The organism is Sphaerisporangium perillae (genome assembly GCF_023276435.1).
Lineage (GTDB): Bacteria > Actinomycetota > Actinomycetes > Streptosporangiales > Streptosporangiaceae > Sphaerisporangium > Sphaerisporangium perillae.
On record NZ_JALLPO010000020.1, the window covers coordinates 80159 to 94793 of the forward strand.

A 14635-nucleotide genomic window follows, 5' to 3' on the forward strand; every position below is an offset into this window, starting at 1 on the left:
ATGCCTATTGGGGCAGAAGTGCTTCAAGATAGCGAATGCGAAGATTGAGTATCGATGTCTAAGGGGTTGGTTCACCCTCCGTGACGAGAGGGCGGGCTGTGCCACTCGCCTAGGTGAACTTTGTCGAATCGCCTGACAAGTTGATCACCGGGATGGCAGCCTTGCCCCTTGTGCGAACAAAGATCATGATAATGAGTGTTTGTGGCGCCATGGTCGCCTTGGCCGGTTCGGGGATGGCGAACGCCGAGGCTCGCGCCGCCGCCCCCACCTTCCAGCTACCCTTCCCCTGCGGGGAGACCTGGATCGGCAGTAGCGAGAGCTTCGCCCACACCGGCAACGAGATCGACTTCAACGGCAAGGCGAACGACGGGAACGCGGACCTGGGGAGGACCGTCGTGGCGGCGGCGGCCGGCACGGTGGTGATCTCCGCCTACCAGACGAACAACGGCTTCGGCAACCTGGTCAAGATCCGTCACGCCGACGGCAGCGCCACCCTCTACGCGCACCTGAACTCGCGCTCGGTCGGTCAGGGTGCCAGCGTGGCGCAGGGTCAGAAGATCGGCACCCTGGGCAAGAGCTCCGCCAAGTACAAGATCATCGCCCACCTGCACTACGAACAGCGTTCCGCCTCGGGCGCGATCGTCCGTGCCTCCTTCAACGGCTCCACCTTCAACTACCCCGGCCAGAAGGTGAAGTCCAATAACTGCGGCGGCGGTACCGCGCCCAAGAAGGCGCCCTCGACGTCGAACCCGTTCACCGCGGCGAAGGTGTGCGGTTCGGGCTTCAAGCAGATCGACTCGGCGCCGCTCGGCTCGCAGGGCCGCGTGGTGCTGATGTACTCCTCGGCCACCGGCCAGAACTGCGTCACGACCCTGCGCAACGGCGGTACCGGCAAGATCGGCGCCAGTGCCTACCTCGAGGTCAAGGGCAAGTCCCGGCAGACCGACTCCGGCAGCTACCAGTACTACGCGGGCCCGGTGAAGGCCAAGGCCGTCCGAACCTGCGTGAAGTGGGGCGGCTCCCTCGGCTCCGCCAAGTACGACAGCCCGTTCGAGCACTGCGGCTGATGACCGCCGGGAGCGGAGGACCTTGAGGTTCACGACCTCGGGCCTCCGCTCCCGACGACTCAGGCATGGCCTGGGCGAAGACGCCGTCGATGACGGCGCGGAGCGGCTGCTTCAGGGGGAGCCGCTGTCCGGGGTCAGCAGACGGTGCCCGGCCCGGCCGCGGTGGCCGCGAGCAGGTCGCGCACGAGGTCGAAGTCGATCTTCTCCGGCTTGCGGAAGCGCAGGCAGCCCTTGCCCATGTCGTGCCCGGCCAGGCGCTGCTCGAAGGCCGCGCGGACGTCGGTGCGCAGTATGTAGAAGGAGATGTACTGCTTCTGGCTCGCGAAGCCGATCTCCACGACGCCGTCCCGCGCGTAGGAGGGCATCCCGTACTCCATGCCCTCGGTGAAGCCCTTGAGCTCCGCACGGCACAGATCGCGCAGCCTGGCCAGCGCCTCCCTGCGCTCCCCGGGCACCTCGGCCAGGTAGCCGTCCACATCCGCCGCCTTGCTCTGCACCATGCCGAGAGCTTATGCCGGAGGGTCGAAGTCCGCCCCGAGACCACCGGCGGCGAACGGTACTGATCGTGGGCATGTTCGCATCACGGAATGGCTGGCTGCGGCAGAGGAGGAAGACATTCGCGTAGTGGTCAGCGCGGCCACCCTCGTCGAGGTCTCCCACCAGAGGCTCAATCGAGCTCGCTACGAATGGACGCTGTCGCGCCTGACCGTCGGCGGGTGAAGGTGGCGAGCAGCAGGATGAGGGCCGACTGGGCGAGCATGCCCGGAGCGAGGGGTGGGGCCGGGCCGACCATCTTGGTCAGCGCGTACCACCACTGGCTGATGGCGGGCAGGGTGTCCCACGTGGCCGCGTATCGCTGGTCGAGGACGCCGGCGTCGTGGTTCGCCGCGACGTGCGCGTAGACGCCGTACAGGGACGCCAGCAGCACGGCCACCGTGACCAGCCGGACGGCGGCGAGGAGCCTGCGGGAGTTCCGCAGGTACATGAGCGGCACGGCGATCGCGAGGAGGGCGAGCGCCGCCCAGGGGATCAGCTGCTCCACGGTCTTCCAGTGCTGTTCGGTGGCGAGCTCGAAGGCGGCGCCGAGGACGCCGATCACGGTCAGCGCCACCAGCCCGTGCCGGACGAGGCCGCCGTCGTTGCCGCCCGTGCGCGGATGGCGGTCGACGAGGCCCTCGCCCGTGCCGCTTCCGGCACGGGCGTGATCGTCCAACGGGGGAGTGCTCATGGCGTGAGTGCGGAGACGATCTTGTCGACGGTCTCCTGGCCCGGGTTGTACTTGGCGAGGTTCTGGCGCAGCGAGGTGAGGTCGGCGTCGCCCGCCTCGTAGGGACGGTACTCGACCACTTCACGGGCCCATCGGCCGGCGTTGTCCACGCCCGCGGCCTGCAGCGCCGCGGCGATCTCGCTCTCGCTCGCGGTGTTCGCCGAGACCTTCCCCGTCTGGCCCGTCCCGTTCGTGGCGGTCGCCGTGGCCGTGGCCGCCGGGGTGGTGGCCGCCTCGTCGGACGACGACCCGCACGCCGCGAGCGAGGCGCATGCGGCGAGCGCCGCCAGGGCCAACCTGAGCTTGGGTGATCTCACGGTGAACCATCCGTCCTTCATGTCGTTCGCTGTATTCCCGAGGCCGGCCGGGGCGTCACCTTCCAGGCCGGTCGGGCTGTCACTCCAGGCTGGTCGGGGTGGCTTATAGGGATATCTGTGCCACATGAATATCAGCTGAGAAGTCGCTGGACGTCATCGTGGGTGTGGCGCATGGCGATCGGGGACGCTTCTCCGGAGAGATCCGTGGCGTGGCGCTCAGAGATAAATGGGTTGCCCGCTACCGGAAGAGGCGCATTAGGGTGGGGTTCATGATCTATTCGATCCGTATGCGCAACGCCTGAGACGGCGTGACCGCAGGGCCTGCCCGCCATCGGGCGGCCCCTTCTGAGCCGTCCCCTCTTCCGGGACCTTCTCCTGCGCGCCGTCGGAACACGTCTTTCGAGAATCCGACAGGACATCATGCGTAAGCGCGAACACATCGCCATGATCGGCTGCACGGCGCCGAGCCACATCTACCCCTCGCTGGCCGTCATCAGGGAGCTCGTGTCCCGTGGCCATCGGGTCAGCTACGTGGTCGGGGAGACGCTGACCGGGCTGGTCGAGCCCACCGGCGCCGAACTCGTCCCGCACCCGTCGCTGTTCCCCGACAACGACGCCAAGTGGCCCGACGACCCGGCGTCCGCGATGCGGGTCTTCCTCGACGAGGCGATCGCGGTGCTGCCGCGGCTCACCGGACGCTTCGACGACGACCGGCCCGGCCTTCTGCTCTACGACATCGGCGGGCTGCCCGCCCCCGTACTGGCCGCCCGGTACGGGGTGCCCGCCGTGCAACTCTCTCCCACGCTCGTCGCGTGGGACGGCTACAAGGAGGACATGGCCGAAACGCTGGCCGCCATACGGACCTCGGAGTCCGGGAAGAGCTACCACGCCGCGTACAACGCGTGGCTGCGGGAGAACGGGATCGAACGGGACGCGTGGGACTGGCTGGCGCGTCCCGAGCACGTCCTGTCGCTGATCCCCCGGGCGATGCAGCCCGAGGCCGACCGGGTGCCGGCGAGCGTACGGTTCGTGGGGCCCTGCCTCGATCCCGAGCGGCTGGCCGACACGGGCTGGACGCCGCCGCGGGACGGCAGGCGCGTGCTGCTCGTGTCGTTCGGCACCGCGTACAACGACCGGCCCGACGTCTACCGGGCCTGCCTGGAAGGCTTCGCGGGCTCGGACTGGCACGTGGTGCTCGCGGTGGGGCAGCACGTCGACCCGGCGGATCTCGGTCCGCTCCCGGCCGGGTTCGAGGTGCACCGCAGCGTGCCGCAACTGGCCGTGCTCGCCGAGGCTTCGGCGTTCGTGACCCACGCGGGGATGGGCGGGTGCTCGGAGTCGCTGTGGTTCGGCGTGCCGACCGTGGCGATACCCCAGGCCGTGGACCAGTTCGGCAACGCGGCGATGCTCGAGGCACTCGGTGCCGGACGGCACCTGCCCGCCGATCAGGTCACCGCGGCGACGCTGCGCTCCGCGGTCGATGCCGTCGCGGGGTCGGCCGACGTGGCGGCACGGCTGGCCGCGATCCGCGGGACGGTACGAGCGCACGGCGGCGTCGACCGCGCCGCGGACGCGGTCGAGTCGTTCCTCCGCTGACCGGGCGACCTGGTGGGGCGGAGCCTCTCTGCTCCACCAGGCCTTCCCGATCAGTCCGGGAGACGGCCTCGTCAACAGTGGGTCATTCCTCCACAACGGTGATCTATCTGGAGACCACGTCTGGGGGACGGCCGGTGGGTTCACGCGTCGCGACCGCGGGTGGCGGGCTAGGGGGTCTCGCGGCGGCGCCCAACATGGTGCGGCTGATCATGCGGCTGGGTCTCGGAGACGCGCTCTCGCTGCTGCGGAAGGAGATGGACGATCCGGGATCATCGCTCGCCTGTGGCGGTCAGGCTCGAGCGGAGCGCATCGCTTTGAGGATCTTCATGGTGTCGCCGGCGAGGAAGTCCTGGTACTCCTTCGACTCCATCGGGCACAGCGCCACCCTGCCTTCGGCGTCGCAGGCCAGGCCCCAGCCGAACTTCTTCGGCAGGGGAGAGGCGCGCACGCAGGGCTGCGGCTTGGCGAAGAACTCGTCCCGGAGCCTGGCGACCTCGTTCTCCGGCAGGTCGGCCGGCTCCTGGCGTCTGAGCCAGGACTCGAACAGCACGTCTTCCTGGGTGTACACGTAGGGGTTGCCGGCCAGCATCTCGTACTGCAGCACGGCGACGGTCTTCTTGCCGCCGCGAGCCTGCGGGACCACGCCCTCGGTCACGGGGCAGTCGTCGGCCACCGCGATGAAGGTCCGGTAGTAATTCACGTCCATGGGGGGAGGACTCCTGCCAGGGCCGTCGGTCGATTCGGGCACCTGTGTTCGGATTCTAGCCGTCCCGGCCCGCCGAGCGTCTCGACCGCTGGGAGCTTGTCCACAGCCTGTGGACACGCGATGACGTGGCCGAGCCGCAGTGGGTACTTTGGGGGACGAGATCGCGTACGCGCCTGCCGGGGAGGGCCGATGCTCGGGTTGCCTGACGGGGTCAGGGGGTGCCTGTTCGACATGGACGGTGTGCTCACCCGCACCGCGACCGTGCACGCCGCCGCGTGGAAGGCGACGTTCGACGAGTTCCTGCGGGAACGGGCCGGCCGGACGGGCGAGCCGTTCGTGCCGTTCGACGCGGTGGCCGACTACGACCGGTACGTCGACGGCAAGAAGCGGCTGGACGGCACGCGGAGCTTCCTGGCTTCGCGTGACATCACCCTGCCCGAGGGGTCGCCGGACGATCCGCCGGACGCGCCCACCGTGCACGGGCTGAGCAACAAGAAGAACGCGCTCGTGCAGCAGATCATGGACAGGGACGGCGTGGAGGTGTTCCCCGGCTCGGTCCGGTACGCGCGGGCCGCCCGGGACGCGGGTCTGCGCAGGGCCGTCGTGTCCTCCAGCGCCAACACGGAGCGGGTCCTCGCCGCCGCAGGGCTGACCGATCTCTTCGAGGCGCGCGTCGACGGCGTGGTGGCCCAGCAACGGCATCTCGCGGGCAAGCCGGCCCCGGACATGTACCTCGCGGGCGCGGAGGCGCTCGGGCTGGCACCCTCCGAGGCGGCGGTGTTCGAGGACGCGCTGGCGGGAGTGGCGGCCGGTCGTGCGGGAAAGTTCGCCTACGTCGTCGGCGTGGACCGCGCCGGGCAGGCGGACGCGCTGCGCGAGCACGGCGCCGACATCGTCGTCACCGACCTGGCAGAGCTACTGGAGCCGTGATGATCCAGAATCCCGCGTTCGCGGTCGAGCCCTGGGCCATCCGGGAGCGCGGCCTCAACCTCGACGTGCTGGCGCAGACCGAGTCGCTGTTCGCGCTGTCCAACGGGCACATCGGCCTGCGCGGCAACCTCGACGAGGGGGAGCCGTACGGCCAGCCGGGCACCTACCTCAACTCGGTGTACGAGCTGAGGCCGCTGCCGTACGCCGAGGCGGGCTACGGCTATCCCGAGTCGGGCCAGACCGTGGTGAACGTCACCAACGGCAAGCTGATCAGGCTGATGGTCGACGACGAGCCCTTCGACGTGCGGTACGGCACGCTGCACGAGCACGAGCGGGTCCTCGACATGCGAGCGGGCACGCTGACCCGCCGGGCCCACTGGAGCTCCCCGACCGGAGCCGAGGTGCGCTGCGCCTCCACGCGGCTGGTGTCCTTCACCCACCGCGCCGTCGCCGCGATCCACTACGAGATCGAGGCGGTCGGCCGCACCTGCGGTGTGGTCGTCCAGTCCGAGCTGGTCGCCAACGAGACCGTGGAGTACTCCGGCGACGACCCGCGCGCCGCCGCCGTCCTCGAGTCGCCGCTGGTCGTGGAGGAGAACGTGCCGGCGAGCGAGGGGGTGGCCATCATGGTCCACACCACGCGGGCCAGCGGCCTGCGCGTCGCCGCCGCCATGTGCCACGACATCGAGACTCCCGGTGAGGCGAGCGTCGAGGCGGACGGCGCCGGTGACGTCAGCCGCGTGACCATAGCCACGCGCCTCGCGCCCGGCCAGCGGCTGCGGATGGTCAAGTACTTCTCCTACGGCTGGTCGGCCAAGCGCTCCCGGCCCGCCCTGCACGACCAGGTCGTCGCCGCGCTGTCGGCCGCCCGGCTGGTCGGCTGGGAGGGCCTGTGCGCCGACCAGCGGCGGTTCCTCGACGAGTTCTGGTCCGGCGCCGACGTGGAGGTCGACGGCGACGCCGAGGTGCAGCAGGCCGTGCGCTTCGGGCTGTTCCACCTGGTGCAGAGCGCCGCCCGGCTGGAGGATCGTCCCATCCCCGGCAAGGGGCTGACCGGTTCCGGCTACGACGGCCACGCGTTCTGGGATACCGAGATCTTCGTGCTGCCGGTGCTCACCTACACCTACCCCCGGGCCGCGGCCGACGCGCTGGCCTGGCGCGCGTCGATTCTGCCGATGGCGCAGGAGCGCGCCGTCCAGCTCGGGCTGCGCGGAGCCGCCTTCCCCTGGCGGACGATCAACGGCGAGGAGTGCTCCGGTTACTGGCCGGCCGGCACCGCGGCGTTCCACATCAACGCCGACATCGCCCACGCGGCGACGAGCTACGTCGACGCCACCGAGGACAGGCGGTTCGAGCGCGACACCGGCCTGCCGCTGCTCGTGGCGACCGCCCGGCTCTGGTGCGCTCTCGGCCACCACGACGCCGAGGGGCGGTTCCGCATCGACGGCGTGACCGGCCCGGACGAGTACAGCGCCATCGCCGACAACAACGTCTACACCAACCTCATGGCCCAGGAGAATCTTCGCGAGGCGGCCGAGGTGGCCACCCGCCACTTCGAAGAGGCGCAGCGGCTCGGGGTGACGCTCGAGGAGGTCGCGACCTGGCGTGACGGGGCCGCCGCGATGTACCTGCCCTATGACGAGCGGCTCGGCGTGCACTCCCAGAGCGAGGAGTTCACCAGGCACGCGGTCTGGAACTTCGCCGCCACCAGGCCCGACCAGTATCCGCTGTTGCTTCACTTCCCCTACTTCGACCTTTACCGCAAGCAGGTGGTCAAGCAGGCCGACCTCGTGCTGGCGATGCACCTGCGCGGCGACGCGTTCACGGACGGGGAGAAGGCCCGCGCGTTCGCCTACTACGACGCGCTGACCGTCCGCGACTCCTCGCTGTCGGCCTGCACGCAGGCGGTGCTCGCCGCTGAGGTGGGGCAGCTGGAGCTGGCCTACGCCTACCTCGGCGAGGCGGCGATGATGGACCTCGCCGACCTGGAGAAGAACACCGTCGACGGGGTCCACATGGCCTCACTGGCGGGGGCGTGGATCGCCCTGGTCTCCGGGTTCGGCGGGATGCGCGCCGGCCACGGGGGCATCTGTTTCGCTCCGAAGCTGCCCCCGGGCATCTCGCGGCTGGCCTTCCGGCTGCGCTACCGCGGCCGCGTGCTGCGCGTCGGCGTCACGGCGGCCTCGACGACCTACCGGCTCCTTTCCGGCGAGCCGCTGACGCTGACCCACCACGGGGAGCCGTTGACGGTCGACGGGCGGCCGGTCAGCCGCCCTACCGTCACGGTGCCGCCACCTGAGGTGCAGGTGCGCCAGCCACCCGGCCGCGAGCCGGTCCCGCGCCGTCCCCCAGCCGAACGGCCGTCCGGTCACCAGGCGGCCACGCAACCACCGGAGGAACACCCATGACCACCACCCCGCTCCGCGACCGCGCATCGTGGAAGGCGCTCGAGCAGCACCACGCCGAGATCGGCGGCCGGCACCTGCGCGAGCTGTTCGCCGAGGACCCGGGGCGGGGCGAGCGCATGTGCGCCGAGGCGGCCGGGCTGTATCTCGACTACTCGAAGAACCGCGCCACCGACGAGACGATGCGCCTGCTCGTCGAGCTCGCGCGGGAGTCGGAGCTGGAGCGGCGCAGGGACATGATGTTCCGTGGCGAGCGCGTCAACACCTCCGAGCGCAGGTCGGTGCTCCACGTCGCGCTGCGCATGCCGAAGGGCGCCTCGCTCGTAGTCGAGGGCGTGGACGTCGTCGCGGAGGTCCACGAGGTGCTCGACCGGATGGCCGGCTTCGCCCAGCGCGTCCGCTCGGGCGAGTGGAAGGGCCACACCGGCAAGCCGATCAAGAACATCGTCAACATCGGCATCGGCGGCTCCGACCTCGGGCCGGTCATGGCGTACGAGGCGCTGCGCCATTACAGCAGGCGTGACCTGACGTTCCGGTTCGTGTCGAACGTCGACTCCACCGACATCGTCGAGGCGACCCGCGACCTGTTCGCCGACGAGACGCTGTTCGTCGTCTCCTCCAAGACCTTCGGCACGTCCGAGACGCTCGCCAACGCCCACTCGGCACGCGACTGGCTGGTCGGCCAGCTGGGCACCGAGGAAGCGGTCGCGCGGCACTTCGTCGCGGTGTCCACCAACGCCGAACGCGTCGCGGAGTTCGGCATCGACACCGCGAACATGTTCGGCTTCTGGGACTGGGTCGGCGGCCGTTACTCGATGGACTCCGCCATCGGCCTGTCCACCATGGTGGCCATCGGGCCCGAGCACTTCCGCGAGATGCTGGCGGGCTTCCACGAGATGGACGAGCACTTCCGCACGGCCCCGCTGGGGGAGAACCTCCCGGTGCTCATGGGGCTGCTCGCCGTCTGGTACGTGAACTTCTTCGGCGTGCAGAGCATCGGCGTCATGCCCTACGAGCAGTACTTGAAGCGGTTCCCGGCCTACCTCCAGCAGCTCACGATGGAGTCCAACGGCAAGCACGTGACGCTCGACGGGGAGGTCGTCGACTACGACACCGGGCCGGTCTACTGGGGCGAGCCCGGCACGAACGGCCAGCACAGCTTCTACCAGCTCATCCACCAGGGCACCCGGTTGATCCCCGTGGACCTGATCGGTTTCGGCGCGAGCCTCAACCCGCTGCGCGACCACCACGACCTGCTGATGGCCAACGTCTTCGCCCAGGCGCAGGCCCTCGCCTTCGGCAAGACCGAGGAGGAGGTGCGCGCCGAGGGCACCGACCCCGGCGTCGTCCCGCACCGGGTCATGCGGGGCAACCGTCCCACGAACGTGCTGCTCGCCCAGCGGCTCACCCCACACCTGCTCGGCGCGCTCGTGGCGCTGTACGAGCACAGCGTGTTCACCCAGGGCACGATCTGGGGGATCGACTCCTTCGACCAGTGGGGAGTGGAGCTCGGCAAGGTGCTCGCCGCCCAGATCACCCCCGAACTCGAGAGCCCCACCGACCCCGACCTCACCCACGACTCCTCCACCAACACCCTGATCCGCCACTACCGAGCCCTGAAGCAGAGCTAGGCAGGCGACATCTGGCTGCCCCTGTCGGGCTTCTTCTGACGCGACGCGCTGATCCGCTGCTACCGGCTCCTGAAGCCGGGTCGGTGCGGCGACGAGCCGTGTTGGGTCGGCGGGCGGGGCTTTTCGGCTGGTGTGGTGTTCGTGCATCGGGCGCCGCGTCGGTGGGAGGGGGTGCGGCGATGCCGGCGCCGCCGTACGTCGAGCAACCTGGCGTGCACCAGGGAAGCGCAGGGAAGGCCGAAGTCGTGGCAACCGCGTGTGCGGGCTGAACCGGGCACCGTCCAGGAACGTCTGAGGGTTATGCCTATCGACGTGCCGGGCCGGATGCTCAGGCGGGAGTTCCTGGCGGCGGCGCTCGTCGCGGTCGCCGCCGCCGGTTGCGGCCGGGCGGGAGGTGACTCGCGGGTGCTGACGATCGAAGGGGTGAGCCGGGAGGTCCCGAAGGACGCTCCGGTCGAGGAGGTCGTGGGCGGGATCACCGCCTTCGGGCACGCCCTGTACGCCGCCGGCGCGAAGGCCGCGCGCAACACGGTCATGTCCCCGCTCAGCATCGCCTACGCGTTCGGCATGGCCAGGGCGGGCGCGGCCGGAGCCACGGCCACGGCGCTGGACAAGGTGTTCGGGTTCCCCACCGCCGGGCCGCACAGCGTCTTCAACGCGTTGACGCGGGAGATCGTGACGGTCGACGGCCCGCCGCCCCCGCCGGAACGAGGAGCCGAGCGAGACGCGCGGAGCGAGTCCGGCGGCCCCGTCGTCGGCATCGCGAACGGGCTGTTCACCCAGAAGGGCATGCCGGTCGGGCAGGACTTCCTGCGCACGCTCGCCGCCCAGTACGGCGCCGGGGTGCGCCCGGTGGACTTCTCCGCGGATGCCGCCGGCACGATCAACGCGTGGGTCGACGAGCAGACGGCCGGGCGCATCGAGAAGCTGTTCGACCGGCTGGACCCGGCCACCCGGCTGGTCATCGCCAATGCCGTCTACCTCAAGGCCGACTGGCAGCACGCGTTCGCCGAGGACGACCCCGAGGACGCCGCCTTCACCCGGGCCGACGGGTCCACGGTGCGCACGAAGCTGATGCGGCAGAGATCCGCGCTGCGCTACGCGTTCGGGGCCGGCCGGCAGGCCGTCGAGCTGCCGTACGCCAAGAGCGAGCTGGCCATGTGGGTGCTCGTGCCGGCGCGTGGCGGCTCCCCCGCCGAACTGCTCACGCCGCAGACGCTTCGCCAGGTGGCCGGTGGGCTGACCGCGGGCAGCGTCGGCCTCGCCCTCCCGGCGTGGGACTTCGGCACCGACCTGGACCTGGAGCCGCCACTACGGAAGCTCGGGCTGGGCGCGGTGTTCGACGACGCCGACTTCTCCGGCATCGCCGAGGGGCTGTTCATCGGCCAGGCGGTCCACCGGGCGAACATCAGCGTGGACGAGTGGGGGACCGAGGCGGCCGCGGTGACCGGGCTGGCGTTCCCCGTGTCGGGCATGCTCGGCCGGGACGTCGAGGTGCGCGCCGACCACCCGTTCGCGTTCGCGATCGTCCACTCGCCCACGTCCGCGCCCCTGTTCATCGGCCACGTCGCCGACCCGACCGCGACGTCCTGAGCGGCCGGACCGGCGGAACGACGGCGGGGCATCATGGTGCGCCATGGGGACGGTGAGGGCAGGCTCACCATCGTCAGCCGCTACGAGCTCCCGCTGACCCCGTGAGAAGAGCGGACCGTGGTGTGGTCAGTCGGTGAACAGGTGGAGGCGGTGGGCTGTGGCGGCGGCTTCGCCTCGGGAGGCGACGCCGAGCTTGGCGAGGATGTTGGAGACGTGCACGCTGACGGTCTTGGCCGAGATGAACAGCTCGCCGGCGATCTCGCGGTTGCTGCGGCCGGCGGCCACCAGGCGCAGGACCTCCCGCTCGCGGGCCGTGAGGCCGAGCCCGGCCTCCTCGGTGGTGGCGGGGACGGGTGTCGCGCCGCCCGCGGGGGTGATCGGAAGCCTGGCCCGCCGGGCGAAGGAGTCGATCTTCGCGCTGAGCGGTGCGGCGCGTAGCAGGTCGGCGAGGTGGGCGGCCCTCGCGAGGCGCTCGGCGGCGTGGTCGCGCTCACCGGCGGCGACGGCGGCCTGCGCGGCGCCGAACAGGGAACGGGCCTCGGCGTACGGCTGGCGCAGCGCGGCCCACGCGGCCACGGCCTTGTCCCACATCGCGCGGTCGGGATGCCCGGACACGCGGGCCGCCTCGGCGGCGAAGGTGACGGTCTGCGCCTCCTGCAGGGCTCCTTGCACCTCCAACTGCTCCGCCAGCGCGCGAAGCTCGTCCAGCAGCGGCCCCGCCACCTGGAGGCAGGTGATGATCACCGGCCAGGTGTAGCGCGGGCTGGCCGGCAGATCTTGCTCGCGCAGGACCTGCTCGACCACCGCGAACGCCTCGTCGCCGCGGCCGTGGGCGACCAGCAGCTCGATCTCTCTACGAGCGTGCGGCAGCACGGTCTGGTCGCGGTAGGTGCCACGGGTCATCACGCTGGTCGTCGCGTGGAAGAGGGCATCGGCCCTGGCGAGCTCGCCGCGGGCCAGCATGATGTCGGTGGCGAAGCCCTGCAGGCTCGCGCGGTAGGGCGGGGGCGGCATGACCTCGACCCCGCGCTGGATCACCTCGAGGGCTTCGTCCCACCGGCCGAGCGAGACCAGGGGCTCGGCGAGGTTGATCGTGAGGAAGGCTCCCGAGGTGCGGGCCAGGCCGTACGCCTCGGCGTCCGCGATGCCCCTGCGGGCGACCTTGGCGGCCTCCTCGTGCCACCCGGCGCCTTCGAGCACGTCGGACTCTGAGATGGCGGCCCGCATCAGCGCGCTGTAGCTGTCGGCGCGCTCCGCGACCTTCCGTGCCTCCGCGAACGCGACGACCTTGGTCTCCATCTGGGAGTACTGCTGCTGTGTCCAGGTGAGGGTGACGAGCGCGTGGGCCTCGGTGTCGGCGTCGCCCACGTCGCGGGCGATGCGCATGGCCTCCTCGGCGAGCCGCTCCCTCTCAGACCAGGCGTCGGGGCCGTGGAGCATGCGCGACAGGCTTTCCAGGACCTGGGCGCGCAGCGATGACGGCGGGTCGGCGGGGACGAGGGCGGCGGCCGTGCGCAGGTCGTCGATCTGCCCGGCCCGGCCCAGGTCGTACCTGACCAGGCCGCGCTGCCGCAGCACCTTGGCCGCGCGGATCGGGTCGGTCTCGGTGTCGATCTCGCGCAGAGCGGCCTTGGCCAAGGAGAGGCCGCGCTCGAACTCGCCGGCGAGATGGGCCACGGTGATGGTGCGCCGCAGCACGCCGACGTAGTCGGACTCGACGCGCGCCGCCGCGTCGGGCACGGTGTCCCACAGCTCGAGCACCCTGGTCAGCATCCGCAGCTGCTCGTCGTAGGCGGCGGACTTCCTGGCCGCCGCCGCCGCGCGCCAGGCGCTGGTGAGCGCGTTCGGGACGTCGTGGGCGGCATGCCAGTGGTGGGCCAGCTCGATGGCCCCGCGCAGGGCGGGCAGCATGGCGGGGTCGCGTTCAAGGGCGCGGGCGAAACGGGTGTGCAGGCGGGCGCGCTCGCCGGGCAGCAGGTCGTCATGGACGGCCTCCCGGATCAGGGCGTGCCGGAAGGCGTACCCCTCGCCGTCCACCACGAGCACGTTGCCCGCCACCGCCGGGCGCAGCGCGCTCGAAAGCGCCCCGTCGTCGAGGCCGGAGACGGCCGCGAGCAGGGCGTGCTCGATGCGGGCGCCGCCGGCGCCGGCCACCCGCAGCAGCTCCTGGGTGTCCTCCGGCAGGCGCTCGACGCCGGCCAGCAGCAGGTCGCGCAGCGACTCGGGCATCGGCTCGTCCTCGCCGCCGCTGAGCAGCGCCTCGACGAACAAGGGGTTGCCCTCGCTGCGGGCGTAGATGACGTCCACGTCGAGGGCGGTGGGCTCGCGGTCGAGGATGCTCGCGGCCTGCTCGACCACCTCACGGCGGGTGAGCCTGCGCAGCTCCAGCCGGGTGACCCAGTCGATGCGGCCGATCTCGGCGAGCAGCGGCCGGAGGGGGTGGGTGCGGTGCAGGTCGTCCGACCGATAGGTGACGAGGGTCAGCAGGCGGGTGTCGGGCCGCTGGTAGCGGACGAGGAACGACAGCAGGTCGCGGGTGGAGCGGTCGGCCCAGTGGGCGTCCTCGATGACAAGGATGGTCGGGTCTCGCTCGGCGAGCCGCTCCATCAGGCCGAGGACCTGCTCGAACAGCCGGGCACGGGCTTCGGCGCCCTCGTCGTCGGGCTCGCCGAACTCCGGCAGCAGCCGGGCCAGCCCTCGGGTGCGCCCGCCGGGCAGCAGCGCGGCGACGCCGTCGTGCCCGAGGTCGTGGGCGAGCTGCCGGAGCACCGCGGTGAACGGGGCGAAGGGCAGGCCGTCGGTGCCCAGCTCGAGACAGCCGCCGACCAGCACGCGCGCCTCGCCGACGCGCTTGGTGAACTCGCGGACGAGCCGGCTCTTGCCGACGCCGGCCTCGCCGCCGACGAACACGGTCGTGGCCGACCCGCCTCGCACCCGCGTGAGCGCGTCGCGGAGAAGGGCCAGCTCGGCTTGCCGCCCGACGAACAGCGGGCTCACCGTGTGGCCGCTCACGACGGCACCCCCCGCCGGCCCAGGGCACCCGCGGGGACGGTGGCACCGTTCCTGCCGGTCACGCGAACACCGTCTCAGCCGTCACGCCACAAGGATGCCATTCCCCGCCGA

Annotated in this window: 11 protein-coding genes; 6 read left to right on the forward strand and 5 right to left on the reverse strand. The window is 71.1% G+C overall.

Annotation, left to right across the window (positions count from 1 at the left end; translation table 11 throughout):
* Positions 1-191 precede the first annotated feature (191 nt).
* Entirely contained in the window at positions 192-1067 is an 876-nt protein-coding gene (locus tag MYF83_RS20600; protein WP_248962140.1) for a M23 family metallopeptidase, read from the forward strand.
* Between the two features lie 134 nt (positions 1068-1201).
* Here the strand turns inward: MYF83_RS20600 and MYF83_RS20605 are convergent, their stop codons facing one another.
* The 3 genes from MYF83_RS20605 to MYF83_RS20615 all read right to left on the reverse strand — a co-directional run bounded on the left by MYF83_RS20605 (position 1202) and on the right by MYF83_RS20615 (position 2651).
* A complete protein-coding gene (locus MYF83_RS20605; RefSeq protein WP_248962141.1) occupies positions 1202-1567 on the reverse strand; it encodes an iron chaperone in 366 nt (121 codons plus the stop codon).
* 167 nt (positions 1568-1734) lie between these two features.
* Positions 1735-2280 carry a hypothetical protein gene (locus tag MYF83_RS20610; RefSeq protein ID WP_248962142.1) on the reverse strand — a complete coding sequence of 182 codons (546 nt, stop codon included), beginning with the start codon at positions 2278-2280 and terminating at the stop codon, positions 1735-1737.
* An 11-nt stretch (positions 2281-2291) separates the two neighbouring features.
* Entirely contained in the window at positions 2292-2651 is a 360-nt protein-coding gene (locus MYF83_RS20615) for a hypothetical protein (RefSeq protein WP_248962143.1), read from the reverse strand.
* A 420-nt stretch (positions 2652-3071) separates the two neighbouring features.
* Here MYF83_RS20615 and MYF83_RS20620 point away from each other — a divergent pair, with 420 nt between their 5' ends.
* Entirely contained in the window at positions 3072-4247 is a 1176-nt protein-coding gene (locus MYF83_RS20620) for a macrolide family glycosyltransferase (RefSeq protein ID WP_248962144.1), read from the forward strand.
* Positions 4248-4536: 289 nt separating this feature from the next.
* On the opposite strand, the gene MYF83_RS20625 is transcribed toward MYF83_RS20620, so the two are convergent.
* A complete protein-coding gene (locus tag MYF83_RS20625; RefSeq protein ID WP_248962145.1) occupies positions 4537-4953 on the reverse strand; it encodes a DUF6157 family protein in 417 nt (138 codons plus the stop codon).
* A 189-nt stretch (positions 4954-5142) separates the two neighbouring features.
* On the opposite strand from MYF83_RS20625, the gene MYF83_RS20630 reads away from it, so the two are divergent.
* The 4 genes from MYF83_RS20630 (at position 5143) to MYF83_RS20645 (ending at position 11512) form a co-directional block, all read left to right on the forward strand.
* Complete coding sequence (locus MYF83_RS20630; RefSeq protein WP_248962146.1) at positions 5143-5883, forward strand: beta-phosphoglucomutase family hydrolase; 741 nt, start codon at positions 5143-5145, stop codon at positions 5881-5883.
* Positions 5883-8291, forward strand: coding sequence for a glycoside hydrolase family 65 protein (locus tag MYF83_RS20635; protein ID WP_248962147.1), 2409 nt, complete (start codon positions 5883-5885; stop codon positions 8289-8291). Before MYF83_RS20630 ends, MYF83_RS20635 begins: the two co-directional genes overlap by 1 nt.
* A complete protein-coding gene (gene pgi / locus MYF83_RS20640; protein ID WP_248962148.1) occupies positions 8288-9919 on the forward strand; it encodes a glucose-6-phosphate isomerase in 1632 nt (543 codons plus the stop codon). Before MYF83_RS20635 ends, pgi begins: the two co-directional genes overlap by 4 nt.
* A 300-nt stretch (positions 9920-10219) precedes the next feature.
* Entirely contained in the window at positions 10220-11512 is a 1293-nt protein-coding gene (locus MYF83_RS20645) for a serpin family protein (RefSeq protein WP_248962149.1), read from the forward strand.
* 126 nt (positions 11513-11638) lie between these two features.
* On the opposite strand, the gene MYF83_RS42910 is transcribed toward MYF83_RS20645, so the two are convergent.
* Positions 11639-14524, reverse strand: a complete 2886-nt coding sequence (locus MYF83_RS42910) for a helix-turn-helix transcriptional regulator (RefSeq protein WP_308201480.1) — start codon at positions 14522-14524, stop codon at positions 11639-11641.
* Between the last annotated feature and the right edge of the window lie 111 nt (positions 14525-14635).

Bases quoted from the DNA above. Each gene is read 5' to 3' on its own strand.
- MYF83_RS20600 (WP_248962140.1), top strand. From the start codon at position 192: ATGAGTGTTTGTGGCGCCATGGTCGCCTTGGCCGGTTCGGGGATGGCG.
- MYF83_RS20605 (WP_248962141.1), bottom strand. From the start codon at position 1,567: ATGGTGCAGAGCAAGGCGGCGGATGTGGACGGCTACCTGGCCGAGGTG.
- MYF83_RS20620 (WP_248962144.1), top strand. From the start codon at position 3,072: ATGCGTAAGCGCGAACACATCGCCATGATCGGCTGCACGGCGCCGAGC.
- MYF83_RS20625 (WP_248962145.1), bottom strand. From the start codon at position 4,953: ATGGACGTGAATTACTACCGGACCTTCATCGCGGTGGCCGACGACTGC.
- MYF83_RS20630 (WP_248962146.1), top strand. From the start codon at position 5,143: ATGCTCGGGTTGCCTGACGGGGTCAGGGGGTGCCTGTTCGACATGGAC.
- MYF83_RS20635 (WP_248962147.1), top strand. From the start codon at position 5,883: ATGATCCAGAATCCCGCGTTCGCGGTCGAGCCCTGGGCCATCCGGGAG.
- pgi (WP_248962148.1), top strand. From the start codon at position 8,288: ATGACCACCACCCCGCTCCGCGACCGCGCATCGTGGAAGGCGCTCGAG.
- MYF83_RS20645 (WP_248962149.1), top strand. From the start codon at position 10,220: ATGCCTATCGACGTGCCGGGCCGGATGCTCAGGCGGGAGTTCCTGGCG.